This is a genomic window from Streptomyces sp. NPDC003393 (assembly GCF_053589015.1).
On record NZ_JBSFRB010000007.1, the window covers coordinates 163,787 to 177,851 of the forward strand.

The following is a 14,065-nucleotide window of genomic DNA, read 5'->3' on the forward strand; positions in this document are numbered from 1 at the left end:
GTTCACGATCGACTAACCCGATAATGGATCAAGGGTCAATGCCCCAGGGGCATTACTGCTTTCGGGTGGCGTGGCGCCCGGCGATCATTTGCTGAGAAGGGTGTGACGGCTGATTCCATTTACCGCACACTGTTTTGATCGGGTTCAGCTACCTACAATCCGTCCACATCTTGAGCTCAGCCCAAGCGTCAAGGAGGACGAATGGCGGGGCTTTCTACCCCTCATCAGTTGGGCCAACCCACAACCTTCGCAGCCGCAGTGCTGACCCACGACAATCGGATCATCGTGGCGGTCATCGCGGCCGTCGCGCTGGCCGCGCTCGTGGTCGCGGGCGTCCTGGTGCGCCAGGTGCTCGCGGCGGGCGAAGGCACCGACAGCATGAAGAAGATCGCGGAAGCGGTGCAGGAAGGCGCGAAGGCCTATCTGGGCCGTCAGCTGCGCACCCTCGGCGTTTTCGCCGTCGTGGTGTTCTTCCTGCTCATGTTGCTGCCCGCGGACGACTGGAATCAGCGCGCCGGACGGTCGGTGTTCTTCCTGATCGGAGCCGCTTTCTCGGCGGCCACCGGGTACATCGGCATGTGGCTCGCCGTGCGCAGCAATGTGCGTGTCGCCGCGGCGGCACGGGAAGCGACTCCGGCGGAGGGTGAGCCGGAAAAGGATCTCACCACCGTCTCGCACAAAGCCATGAAGATCGCTTTCCGTACGGGCGGCGTGGTCGGCATGTTCACGGTGGGGCTCGGCCTGCTGGGCGCCTCCTGTGTGGTGCTGGTGTACGCGGCCGACGCGCCGAAGGTGCTGGAGGGCTTCGGCCTCGGCGCCGCGCTGATCGCGATGTTCATGCGTGTCGGCGGCGGCATCTTCACCAAGGCCGCCGACGTCGGCGCCGACCTGGTCGGCAAGGTCGAGCAGGGCATTCCGGAGGACGATCCGCGCAATGCCGCGACCATCGCCGACAATGTGGGCGACAACGTCGGCGACTGCGCGGGCATGGCGGCCGACCTCTTCGAGTCCTACGCGGTGACGCTGGTCGCCGCGCTCATCCTCGGCAAGGCCGCCTTCGGCGACGACGGGCTCGCCTTCCCGCTGCTGGTGCCCGCGATCGGCGTGATCACCGCCATGATCGGCATCTTCGCGGTGGCACCGCGACGCGCCGACCGCAGCGGCATGTCCGCGATCAACCGCGGCTTCTTCATCTCCGCGGTGATCTCGCTGGCGCTGGTCGCGATCGCCGTCTACACCTATCTGCCCTCGTCGTACGCCGACCTGACCGGCGTCACCGACGCGGCGGTCCGCGGCAAGGACGGCGACCCGCGGATCCTCGCCCTGGTCGCGGTCGCCATCGGCATCCTGCTCGCCGCGGTGATCCAGCAGCTGACCGGCTACTTCACCGAGACCAACCGGCGGCCGGTCCGCGACATCGGCAAGACCTCGCTCACCGGCCCGGCCACCGTCGTCCTCGCCGGCATCTCCGTCGGCCTGGAGTCGGCCGTCTACACCGCCCTGCTGATCGGCCTCGGCGTCTACGGGGCGTTCCTGCTCGGCGGCACGTCGATCATGCTGGCGCTGTTCGCGGTGGCCCTGGCCGGTACCGGCCTGCTCACCACGGTCGGTGTGATCGTTGCCATGGACACCTTCGGCCCGGTCTCCGACAACGCGCAGGGCATCGCCGAGATGTCCGGCGATGTCGAGGGTGCGGGCGCCCAGGTGCTCACCAACCTGGACGCGGTCGGCAACACCACGAAGGCCATCACCAAGGGCATCGCCATCGCCACCGCCGTGCTCGCGGCGTCGGCGCTCTTCGGGTCGTACCGCGACGCGATCACCACCGGCGCGCAGGACGTCGGGGCGAAGCTGTCCGGCCCCGGTGCTCCGATGAGCCTGATCATGGACATCTCGCAGCCCAACAACCTGGTCGGTCTCATCGCCGGAGCCGCGGTCGTCTTCCTCTTCTCCGGACTGGCGATCAACGCGGTGTCGCGGTCGGCGGGCTCGGTGGTGTTCGAGGTGCGGCGGCAGTTCCGCGAGAAGCCCGGGATCATGGACTTCACCGAGAAGCCGGAGTACGGCAAGGTCGTCGACATCTGCACCAAGGACGCCCTGCGCGAACTCGCCACGCCCGGTCTGCTCGCCGTCATGGCGCCGATCTTCATCGGGTTCACCCTCGGTGTCGGCGCGCTCGGCGCGTACCTCGCGGGCGCCATCGGCGCGGGCACGCTGATGGCGGTGTTCCTCGCCAACTCCGGCGGCGCCTGGGACAACGCCAAGAAGCTCGTCGAGGACGGTCACCACGGCGGCAAGGGCAGTGAGGCCCACGCCGCCACCGTCATCGGCGACACGGTCGGCGACCCCTTCAAGGACACCGCCGGTCCCGCGATCAACCCACTGCTGAAGGTCATGAACCTGGTGTCGCTGCTCATCGCGCCCGCGGTCATCAAGTTCAGCTACGGCAGCGACAAGAGCATCGGCGTACGGATCGCGATCGCGATCCTCGCGCTGGCCGTCATCGTCGTCGCGGTCTACATCTCCAAGCGGCGCGGAATCGCCGTGGGTGACGAAGACAACGCCGACCAGACGTCGAAGTCAGCCGATCCAGCGGTGGTTTCGTAAGCGGTCGTACGACAGACCCAGCTCACGCAGCGGGCGGGTGGCGCACACACAGCGTCGCCCGCCCGCTGCGTGTGCGCCCGGACCCACTCCCGTGAGCCTTCTCTCGCATGGTGCAAATGGCTACAAGAAGGGTCATACGGTGCGTTCGGAACCTGGTTGTCGCCCATACGGCGTGTATGTTCCGGGGCCGAGAGCCATGGAAGGGACCAAACCGGTGAACAAGAAGCTCGCGGCCGCGCTGTCCGGCGGTGCGGTACTGGTACTGGCACTGACGGGATGCACCGGCAGCGGCGCCGACGACAAGAACGACGCGCTGGACGCCTGGGCCAAGCAGGTGTGCGAAGGGGTGCAGCCGCAGGCGAAGAAGATCGAGGCCGCCAACGCCGCGATCCAGAAGGAGACCTCGGACAGCAGCTCTCCGGCCGACGTGCAGAAGACCGACGCCAAGGCCTTCCAGGACATGGCCGATGCCTACAAGGCGATCGGCGCCGCCGTGAACACGGCCGGTGCGCCCGAGGTCGAGAACGGCAAGAAGAAGCAGCAGGACGCCGTCAAGGAGCTCGACGACCTCGGCGCCTCCTACGCCTCGCTCAAGCAGCAGGTGGACAAGCTCGACACCAAGGACCAGGCGAAGTTCGCGGACGGCCTCAAGGACATCGCGACCCAGCTGGACAAGCTCAGCAAGAGCGGCAGCGACGCCCTGAAGAACCTCGAGGAGGGCGACGTCGGCCAGGCGATGGCCAAGCAGCCGAGCTGCAAGTCCACCTCCGCCTCCACTTCCGCCTCCACGTCGGACGCGCCGGCCAACGGCTGACCCGCAGGCCCGTGCCGCCGCCCCACGGCTGACCCGCAGGCCCGTGCCGCCGCCCCACGGGCACGCGCGCGTGCGATGTCGCGCGTACGACTCCGGTGGCACGCGCGTGTACGGCACCGTGGGATCCGTGCGTACGACGCCGTGGGATCCGCGTCCGCGACGCCGTGGGACGCGCAGGCGCGCCGGTGGGACATGCGATGTCGGTGGGAGCGGACACAATGGGTGCGTGAGTGACTCCAGCGTGCCCGCACCGACCGCCCTGCCCGCCGCCGACCGCCCCGATGTCGCCTCCCGGCTCCGGGACGACCTGCTCGGCGCCTCCTTCACCGCCGACGGTCTGCTCGAGCTGCTCGGCGCCCCCGCCTACGCTGCGCTGGCGCGCAGTGAGACCGTGCCCGCGCTCCGGGCCACCCGCGGGGACGCACCGCTGGAACTGCTCGTCCGCCTGTTCCTGCTGCAACAGCCCGTGCCGTCCGCGCGTGTGGCGGACGTCCTGCCCGTGCCGGAGTGCCTGGAGACCGGCTGGCTGACGCGTGTCGGCGGGGACGAGCTGGCCGCGACCGTGGACGTCAGGCCGTACGGCGGGCTCGACGGCGAGGACTGGTTCATCGTCTCCGACCTGGGCTGCGCGGTCGGTGGCGCGGGCGGCATCGGGCGCCACGAGGAGGGCGTCGTCCTCGGCGTCGGTGGCGCCTCCACCACCCTGGCCGGCATCACCGTCCGTACGCCCGTCGGTTCCGCGCTCGACCTCGGCACCGGCTCGGGCATCCAGGCCCTGCACGCGAGCCGGCACGCCACCCGGGTGACCGCCACCGACGTCAACCCGCGCGCGCTGCACATCGCCGCGCTCACGCTCGCCCTGTCCGGCGCACCGGCCGCCGATCTGCGCCAGGGCTCGCTGTTCGAACCGGTCCGTGACGACGAGACGTTCGACCTGATCGTGTCCAACCCGCCCTTCGTGATCTCTCCCGGCGCCCGGCTGACCTACCGCGACGGCGGGATGGGCGGGGACGATCTGTGCCGCACGCTCGTTCAGCAGTCGGGGGAGCGGCTGAACGAGGGCGGGTTCGCGCAGTTCCTCGCCAACTGGCAGCACGTGGAAGGGGAGGACTGGCAGGACAGACTCAGGTCCTGGGTGCCCCGCGGGTGCGACGCGTGGATCGTGCAGCGCGAGGTGCAGGACGTCACGCAGTACGCCGAGCTGTGGCTCAGGGACGCGGGCGACCACCGGGGCGACCCGGCGGAGTACCAGGCGCGCTACGACGCCTGGCTGGAGGAGTTCGAGGCGCGCAAGGTGAAGGCGGTGGGCTTCGGCTGGATCACCCTGCGCCGGACGGGCTCCGCGGTGCCCTCCGTCACCGCGGAGGAGTGGCCGCACCCGGTCGAGCAGCCGCTCGGCGACACCGTGCGCGCGCACTTCGCACGCCTCGACTATCTGCGGGACCACGACGACGCGGCGTTGCTCGAGGGACACTTCCGGCTCGTCGGCGAGATCGTGCAGGAGCAGGTCGGACTGCCGGGCGCCGAGGACCCGGAGCATGTGGTGCTGCGCCAGCAGCGCGGGATGCGCCGGGCGACCACGGTGGACACCGTCGGAGCGGGCTTCGCGGGTGTCTGCGACGGGACGCTGAGCGCCGGCCGGATCCTGGACGCCATCGCCCAGCTGGTGGGCGAGGACCCGGCGCTGCTGCGCGAACGGACGCCCGCGCAGATCCGGCTGCTCGTGGAGCAGGGGTTCCTGGAGCCCGCTGGCTGACAGCTGCGGGCGGGGCACAGGACGGCGGGCAGGCACGGGCGGCCGCGGACGAGGGCCGGCCGACAGCGAAGGGCTGGGCGACAGCGGGCCGGAGCCCGACGACGGCGCGACCCGGCGGCAGTGCGCCAGGGGACAGAAGGCGGAAGAAGGGGAAAGCCGTCGGCGAACTTTTTTCGGACGCGGCCCCGGCGCATATGAGCCACCGGGCGATGACCGTGTGTGAGGGGGATGGAGGCCCGTCCGCCACCCGTTCACCGAGCGTTGGTCCGGCCGTCGTCCGCGCCTGCCAGCGTCCCCGACCGGGGCTCGGGAACCGGGAGGGGATGTGGATGGAGAGCGGGCCGGTGATCTTCGCCGGGGTGGTGTTCGCCCTGTTCGGAGCGGTTTTGCTGGGGTGGACGGCGGTTCGGGTGCGGCAGCGGGAACCCGTCGCGCTCGGCATCCGTCCGATCCTGGCGGCGACCGTCACGAGCGTGATCGCGCTGGGGTCCTCGGCCCTCGGGGCGTGGTGTTTCTCACGTCTGTGAGGACCGCCGTGGCACTCCGGTCCGCGTAACCGGCACGTCACGATGCGTGTCCGGCCGGACGGGCGGGTGAGCGGTCCGGGCGGCAGGAAGGGCTGTAGTCGGGTTACCGTTCGAGTGGCCGTTGCGGGCTTTTCCCGTTTGACACGGGGGCGGGCTGTACCGTCACACTCCGCAGCGTCAGCACCACCCGACCCCGGGAAGCCAACACCTGGGGAGACCCAGCGAGACCCAGCGTCGACCGGAGAGAAGAGCGAAGTTGTCCCCGACCAGCGAGACCGCACAGGGCGGCCGCCGACTCGTCATCGTCGAGTCGCCTGCCAAGGCGAAGACGATCAAGGGCTACCTCGGCCCCGGCTACGTCGTCGAAGCGAGCGTCGGGCACATCCGCGACCTTCCCAACGGCGCCGCGGAGGTTCCCGAGAAGTACACCGGCGAGGTGCGCCGCCTGGGTGTGGACGTAGAACATGACTTCCAGCCGATCTATGTCGTCAACGCGGACAAGAAGGCACAGGTCAAGAAGCTCAAGGATCTGCTGAAGGACTCCGACGAGCTCTTCCTCGCCACTGACGAGGACCGGGAGGGCGAGGCCATCGCCTGGCACCTCCAGGAGGTACTGAAGCCGAAGATCCCGGTCAAGCGGATGGTGTTCCACGAGATCACCAAGGACGCGATCCGTGAGGCCGTCGCCAACCCGCGCCAGCTCAACCAGAGGCTGGTCGACGCCCAGGAGACCCGCCGCATCCTCGACCGCCTCTACGGCTACGAGGTCTCGCCGGTGCTGTGGAAGAAGGTCATGCCGCGGCTGTCGGCCGGCCGCGTCCAGTCGGTGGCTACCCGGCTCGTCGTCGAGCGGGAACGCGAGCGCATCGCCTTCCGCTCCGCCGAGTACTGGGACCTGACGGGCACCTTCGCGACCGGCCGCGCGGGCGACCCGTCCGACCCGTCGTCGCTGGTCGCCCGCCTTCAGGCCGTCGACGGCCGGCGCGTCGCCCAGGGCCGTGACTTCGACTCCGTGGGGCAGCTGAAGTCCGCGAACACCCTCCACCTCGACGAGGCGAACGCCCGAGCGCTCGCCGCGGCCCTGGAGAACACCCGCTTCTCCGTCCGCTCCGTCGAGTCCAAGCCGTACCGCCGCTCGCCGTACGCGCCGTTCCGCACGACGACGATGCAGCAGGAGGCCAGCCGCAAGCTCGGCTTCGGCGCGAAGGCGACGATGCAGGTCGCGCAGAAGCTGTACGAGAACGGCTACATCACGTACATGCGTACGGACTCCACGACGCTGAGCGACACGGCCGTCGCCGCTGCCCGCGCCCAGGTCACCCAGCTGTACGGCGCCGACTACCTGCCGCCGCAGCCGCGTACGTACGCCGGGAAGGTCAAGAACGCGCAGGAGGCGCACGAGGCGATCCGCCCCTCCGGCGACCGCTTCCGCACCCCCGCCGAGACCGGCCTGACCGGCGACCAGTTCAAGCTGTACGAACTGATCTGGAAGCGGACCGTCGCCTCCCAGATGAAGGACGCGACCGGCAACAGCGTGACCGTGCGGATCGGCGGCACCGCCGCCGACGGCCGGGACGTCGAGTTCAGCGCGTCCGGCAAGACGATCACCTTCCACGGCTTCCTGAAGGCGTACGTCGAGGGCGCCGACGACCCGAACGCCGAGCTGGACGACCGCGAGCGCCGGCTGCCGCAGGTCGCCGAGGGCGACGCACTGTCCGCCGAGGAGATCACGGCCGACGGCCACTCGACCAAACCCCCGGCCCGCTACACCGAGGCCTCCCTGGTCAAGGAGCTCGAGGAGCGCGAGATCGGCCGCCCGTCGACGTACGCGTCGATCATCGGCACGATCCTCGACCGCGGCTATGTTTTCAAGAAGGGCACGGCCCTGGTGCCGTCCTTCCTGTCCTTCGCCGTGGTGAACCTTCTGGAGAAGCACTTCGGCCGGCTCGTCGACTACGACTTCACCGCCAAGATGGAGGACGACCTCGACCGCATCGCGCGCGGCGAGGCCAAGGCCGTGCCGTGGCTGAAGCGGTTCTACTTCGGTGAGGCCAACGGCATCGGCGGTGCGGCCGAGGCCGGCAACGGCGACGGGGACCACCTCGGCGGGCTCAAGGAGCTGGTGACGGACCTGGGCGCGATCGACGCGCGCGAGGTGTCGACGTTCCCGGTGGGCAACGACATCGTGCTGCGCGTGGGGCGCTACGGGCCGTACATCGAGCGCGGTGAGCGGGAGACCGAGGGTCACCAGCGCGCCGACATCCCCACCGACCTGGCCCCGGACGAGCTGACCGTCGAGCTGGCCGAGGAACTGCTGGCCAAGCCCAGCGGCGAGCGACCGCTGGGCGCCGACCCGGAGACCGGGCGCCCCGTCGTCGCCAAGGCCGGCCGCTACGGGCCCTACGTCACCGAAGTGCTCCCGGAGGGCACCCCGAAGACGGGCAAGAACGCGGTCAAGCCGCGCACGGCCTCGCTCTTCAAGTCGATGTCGCTGGACACGGTGACGCTGGACGACGCGCTGAGGCTCATGTCGCTGCCGCGGGTCGTCGGCACCGACGCGGAAGGCGTCGAGATCACCGCGCAGAACGGCCGCTACGGACCGTATCTGAAGAAGGGGACGGACTCGCGCTCGCTGCAGTCCGAGGACCAGCTCTTCACGATCACGCTGGAGGAGGCGCTGGCGATCTACGCCCAGCCCAAGCAGCGCGGTCGGGCCGCGGCCAAGCCGCCGCTGAAGGAGCTGGGCGAGGACCCGGTCAGCGGCAAGCCGGTCGTGGTCAAGGACGGGCGGTTCGGTCCGTACGTCACCGACGGCGAGACCAACGCGACCCTGCGCTCCGGCGACAGTGTCGAGACGATCACCCCGGAGCGCGGTTTCGAGCTGCTCGCGGAGAAGCGCGCGAAGGGGCCGGCCAAGAAGACCGCGAAGAAGGCGGCCGCCAAGAAGACGACGGCGAAGAAGACGACGTCCACGGCGGCCAAGAAGACCGCGGCCAAGAAGACGACGACCGCCAAGAAGGCGACCACCGCCAAAAAGACCACCACCGCGAAGAAGACGGCCGCGAAGAAGGCCACCGCTTCGAACGCCGCGGAGGACTGATCACGGCGGACGCGCGCCCCGGCACCGATTCGGCGCCGGGGCGCGCACGCTTTCGTGCAGGGCGCGCACACTTTTGGTGCAAGGGCGCGCACGCGTTCGGACGGTCACGGCATGCTGTCGGTGCGTCCCGATAGGCTGAACGCATGACGCGAGCCGAGCAGCCAACGGCCCACACTCCCGCCCCCGACGACGCACTGGTGGCGGATTCCCGCGAGCGCGCCGTCCGCGCCCTGCTGCGCCGACCGCAGCTGAAGCGACTGTGGAGCGCACAACTGGTAGGGGGCATCGGGGACACCCTCGCCCTCCTGGTCCTGGTCGTCCTCGTCCTGCAGTCGACGCTCGCCCAGGGCTCCTTCGGCGGCGGCTACCGCGGCGCGGCGTTCGCGGTGGCGATCGTCTTCGGGGTGCGGATCCTCGCGACCGTACTCTTCGGCGCCGTCCTCCTCGGCCCGCTCACCTCGCTGACCGCCCAGGAGGGACCGCTCGACCGACGCTGGACCATGGTGGGCGCGGACGGGCTGCGGGCCGCGCTGCTGATCGTCGCGCCGCTCTGGATCGACTGGACCCCGGGCAACGCGCCGGCCGTCCTCGTGGCCACCGTCTTCGTGACCGGGATCGCCGAGCGCTTCTGGACGGTGTGCCGCGAGAGCGCCGCCCCCACCCTGCTGCCCGCACCGCCCCCGGAGGGCGCCACCGTGCGGCCCCTGCCGGACCACATGGACGCCCTGCGCCGCCTGTCGCTGCGGACGAACTTCCTGGTGATCCCGCTGGCCGCCGCCGTGCTGGTCGTCGCGTCCCTGTTCAACAATCTTCTCGGCACCGGCATCGCCTGGTTCGACCAGCACCAGGCGGCGCTCGGCGCCTACGTCGCGGCCGGTCTGTTCGCCGCGTCCCTGTCCGTGCTGACCTCCCTGGAACTGCCCGGCACCCGCACGCCGCGCCCGCGGTCCCCGCTGGAGGGACTGCGCCGCCCGAGGACGGGCACCGGCGTCGACAAGGGCCGTACGGGGGCCGTTCCGCTGCTCGTGCTCGCCTCCGCCGCCGTCGCCGGCGCGATCGGCGCCGCGGTCTCCGTCTGCGTGCTGCACGCCGCGGACCTCGGCGGCGGCCCGGTGCTGTACGGGCTGGCGGTGCTCGCCCTGACCGGCGGGGTCGTCGTCGGTGTCCGTACGGCGCCCAAGGCGCTCGTGGCGCTGTCGCGGCGGCGGCTGCTGGCGCTGGCCATCGCCGTCACCGGCGTCGCGCTGCTCGCCGCCGGACTCGTCCCTGACGTCACCACCGTCCTGCTGATCCTCGCCGTGGCCGGCGTGGCCGCGGGCATCGCCGCCAACACCGGGCACACCCTGCTCGACCAGGAGGCCGAGGACTACCGCCGGCCGCGCATGACCGAGCACCTGCACGCGGTGGTACGGGTCCTCGTCGCCCTCGGTGCCGTGCTCGCCCCGGTGGTCGCGGCCGGAATCGGCCCCCACCGGCTGGAGAACGGCCGGTTCGTGTTCGCGCACGGCGGCGCCGCCTTCACGCTCATGCTGGTCGGCGCGCTGCTGCTGCCGGTGGCCGCGCTGGTGCTGGCCAAGGTCGACGACCGTTCCGGCGTACCGCTGCGGCAGGACCTGGTCGACGCGCTGCGTGGGGACGATCCGCTGACCGCGCCCGCGGAGTCCGGCTTCTTCATCGCTCTGGAGGGCGGTGACGGCGCCGGGAAGTCCACCCAGGCCGAGGCGCTGGCCGACTGGATCAGGTCCAAGGGGCACGAGGTCGTGGTGACCCGCGAGCCGGGCGCGACACCGGTCGGCAAGCGGCTGCGGTCCATCCTGCTGGACGTCTCGTCGGCCGGTCTGTCGCACCGCGCGGAGGCCCTGCTGTACGCGGCCGACCGTGCGGAGCACGTCGACACGGTGGTACGGCCGGCGCTGGAGCGCGGCGCCGTCGTGATCTCCGACCGGTACATCGACTCGTCGGTGGCCTACCAGGGCGCGGGCCGTGACCTGTCGCCCACGGAGATCGCCCGCATCAACCGCTGGGCGACGAACGGCCTCGTGCCCCATCTGACGGTCCTGCTGGACGTGTCGCCCGACGTGGCCCGGGAGCGGTTCACCGAGGCGCCGGACCGTCTGGAGTCGGAGCCGGCGGAGTTCCACGCGCGCGTGCGCTCCGGTTTCCTCACCCTGGCCGCCGCCGACCCCGGCCGCTACCTGGTGGTGGACGCGGGTCAGGAGCCCGAGGCCGTCACGACCGTCGTACGGCATCACCTCGACCAGATGCTGCCGCTGTCCGAGGCCGAGGTGAAGGCCCAGGAAGAGGCGCGGCGGCAGGCCGAGGAGGAGGCTCGCCGCAGAGCGGAGGAGGAGGCCCGGCGCAAGGCCGAGGAGGAACGCCTGGAGCGTGAGCGCCAGGAGCAGCTCGCCCGGCTGCGTGCCGAGGAGGAGGAGCGCAAGCGACGCGAGCTGGAGGAGGCACAGCGCCGAGAGGCCGAACGCCAGGCCGAGGAGGCCCGGCAGCGGGCCGAGGAGGCGCGTCGACGCGCCGAGGAGGAGCGTGCCCGGCTGCTCGCGGAGGAGCAGGCCCGGGCGGAGGCCGAGGCCCGTCGCAAGGCCGAGGAGGAACGTCTGCGCCGGCAGGCCGAGGAGGAGACCCGGCTGCGGGCGGAGGCCGAGGCGCGCCGCCTGGAGAAGCAGCAGAAGGCCGAGGAGGCCCTGCTGCGGGCGGAGGAGGCCCGGCGGGCGGCCGAGCAGGCGGCTGCCGCCGCGCAGGCCGGTCCGCGCCGGTCGGCGCCTCCCGCCGCCGCTGCCGCCTCGCCGGAGGCACTGACCGTGCCGACGCCGGTGGTGACACCGGCGGACGCCGCCGGCGATCCGGCGAGCACGCCAGGTGGTCCGGCGGACGAGACGGCGGTCCTGCCGCCGGTCCGGGACGACGCGCGGGACGTCCCCCCGGGTGGGGGTTCGGCCGCGGGCTCGGACGCCCGCCAGGAGGTAGGGGGCGCACCCGACTCCGAGGTGACGGCCGAGCTGCCGCAGCCGACCGTGCCGCCGGCCGGCCCGGGAGCCGAGCGAGGCTCCGGAGCGCCGGGCGCGACGGACGAGACGGCGGTTCTGCCGCAGATCGGTTCCGGAGAGGCCGGAGCCGGGGCGGCCGACGAGACCGCGGTGCTGCCCCCGGTGCGTTTCGACGACCCCGCGGACGCGCACGATGCCCGGAGCGCCCAGGGTGATCCGGACGCCCGGGACCGTCGGGAGGGAAGGGACGTCCGTGGCGGCGACATCGCCGACCGCGTGCCGCCCGGACTCTTCCGGGACGAACGGCCGGCGCCCGCCCGGCCGGACGGTTCCGACGACCGTACGCGCGAGCTGCCGCAGATCGAGGCCGAGGGCGGCGTGCCACGGCGGCCCCGGCCCGACTGGGCCGAGGAGACGCCGCTGGACGACCTGCCGACGCTGGCGGACGAGCTGCTGGGGCCGCACGAGTACCAGGAGAGCGACGAGGCCGGGCAGGAGTACGAGGAGCCCGACGACGGTCGTAGGAACGGACGGGGCCGCGGACGCGGCCGACGGGGCTGATCCGGAACCCGCGGTCGTGCCTCCCCACGGAGCCTGTGGAGGGGCCCGCGGAGAGAGCCCTCCACAGGCTTCCACGCTGTCGCCGCCTCTCCCCGGTCGGCCGCCCGCCCGCCTCGTTGTCAGTGGCTGCCCGCACAATGGATCCCGGAGCACGAACCAGGACGGAAGGGCGGCGTGACCCATGAGCGTGTGGGACGACCTCGTCGGGCAGGAGCGGGTCAGCGAGCAGCTGGCCGCCGCTGCCCGGGACGCCGACGCCCTGGTCACGGCGGCCTCCGGTGACGCTCCGCCGCCGGAGGCGTCGAAGATGACGCACGCGTGGCTGTTCACCGGGCCGCCCGGAGCCGGGATCGCCCAGACGGCGCGGGCCTTCGCCGCCGCGTTGCAGTGCGTGAGCCCCGATCGCGCGCTCGGCGGCGCCCCCGGCTGTGGCTTCTGCGACGGCTGTCACACGGCGCTGGTCGGCACCCACGCCGACGTCAGCACGGTGGCCGCCGTCGGCGCCGAGATCCTGGTCAGGGACATGCGGGACACCGTCCGCAAGTCGTTCACCTCCCCGGCGAACGGCCGCTGGCAGGTGATCCTCGTCGAGGACGCGGAGCGGCTGAACGAGAAGTCCGCCAACGCCGTCCTCAAGGCCGTCGAGGAGCCGGCCCCGCGCACGGTGTGGTTGTTGTGCGCACCCTCGATCGAGGACGTCCTGCCCACCATCCGTTCCCGCTGCCGCCACCTGAACCTGCGCACGCCGTCGGTGGCCGCCGTCACCGACATGCTCGTGCGCCGGGAGGGCGTGGAACCCGACGTCGCGGCCGCCGCCGCCCGCGCCACGCAGGGCCACGTGGACCGGGCCCGCCGCCTGGCCACCGACCCGGCCGCGCGCGAGCGCCGCGCCGCCGTCCTGAGGCTCCCGCTCCGCCTCGACGATGTCGGCGGCTGTCTCAAGGCCGCCCAGGAGCTGGTCGACGCCGCGGCGGACGATGCGAAGGCGCTCGCCGAGGACATGGACACCAAGGAGACCGAGGAGCTGAAGGCGGCGCTGGGCGCGGCCCAGGGCGGCCGGATGCCGCGCGGCACGGCGGGCGTGGTGAAGGAGCTGGAGGAGAAGCAGAAGCGCCGTCGCACGCGTACGCAGCGCGACAGCCTCGACCTCGCCCTGACCGATCTCACCGCGCTGTACCGGGACGTCCTCGCCCTCCAGGTGGGCTCCCGCGTCGCGATCGCCAACGCGGACGTGGAGGACGTCCTCGAGCGCCTCACGCGCGGCAGCTCCCCGGAGTCGACCTTGCGCCGCATAGAGGCGATCGCCGCCTGCCGCGAGGCCCTCGACCGCAACGTAGCCCCGTTGCTGGCCGTGGAGGCGATGACGATGTCCCTGAGAGCCGGCTGACGGGACGGGCCGACGGGGTCCCACCGATGGGTCCGGCCGAGCAGACCGGCTGACAGGTCGGCTGACAGGGCCGGCCGACGGGGTCCCACCGATGGGTCCGGCCGAGCAGACCGGCTGACAGGTCGGCTGACAGGGCCGGCCGACGGATACAGCCGATGGTCCGCCGGTGGGCGGTCGCGTCGGCCACCCGAGCAGGCGGCCGCCGGCGGCATTCGAACCGAGACGCGACGGTCACGAAGCGCAGTGAGGGAGTCGCAGAGAGTTACCCTCGCATGATGCACATCAGGCGCGTCCTCCGTCCGACCGGCCAGGTT

At 71.8% G+C, this 14,065-nt stretch carries 7 protein-coding genes; all 7 read left to right on the plus strand.

The window, feature by feature from the left end:
• Positions 1-201: 201 nt before the first annotated feature.
• The 7 genes from ACWDUZ_RS10150 (at position 202) to ACWDUZ_RS10180 (ending at position 13,751) form a co-directional block, all read left to right on the plus strand.
• Positions 202-2,607 carry a sodium-translocating pyrophosphatase gene (locus tag ACWDUZ_RS10150; protein ID WP_451631345.1) on the plus strand — a complete coding sequence of 802 codons (2,406 nt, stop codon included), beginning with the start codon at positions 202-204 and terminating at the stop codon, positions 2,605-2,607.
• Between the two features lie 196 nt (positions 2,608-2,803).
• Positions 2,804-3,421, plus strand: coding sequence for a small secreted protein (locus ACWDUZ_RS10155; RefSeq protein WP_451631346.1), 618 nt, complete (start codon positions 2,804-2,806; stop codon positions 3,419-3,421).
• A 226-nt stretch (positions 3,422-3,647) separates the two neighbouring features.
• Complete coding sequence (locus ACWDUZ_RS10160; protein ID WP_451631347.1) at positions 3,648-5,177, plus strand: DUF7059 domain-containing protein; 1,530 nt, start codon at positions 3,648-3,650, stop codon at positions 5,175-5,177.
• Positions 5,178-5,506: 329 nt separating this feature from the next.
• Positions 5,507-5,704, plus strand: coding sequence for a hypothetical protein (locus tag ACWDUZ_RS10165; protein ID WP_451631348.1), 198 nt, complete (start codon positions 5,507-5,509; stop codon positions 5,702-5,704).
• Positions 5,705-5,960: 256 nt separating this feature from the next.
• Positions 5,961-8,804 (plus strand): type I DNA topoisomerase, encoded by a 2,844-nt coding sequence (gene topA, locus ACWDUZ_RS10170; protein ID WP_451631349.1) that lies wholly within the window; start codon positions 5,961-5,963, stop codon positions 8,802-8,804.
• Positions 8,805-8,947: 143 nt separating this feature from the next.
• The gene (gene tmk, locus ACWDUZ_RS10175) at positions 8,948-12,364 is read left to right on the plus strand and encodes a dTMP kinase (protein WP_451631350.1); all 3,417 of its coding nucleotides are present in this window, start codon (positions 8,948-8,950) and stop codon (positions 12,362-12,364) included.
• Between the two features lie 181 nt (positions 12,365-12,545).
• A complete protein-coding gene (locus ACWDUZ_RS10180; protein ID WP_451631351.1) occupies positions 12,546-13,751 on the plus strand; it encodes a DNA polymerase III subunit delta' in 1,206 nt (401 codons plus the stop codon).
• Positions 13,752-14,065: the final 314 nt, after the last annotated feature.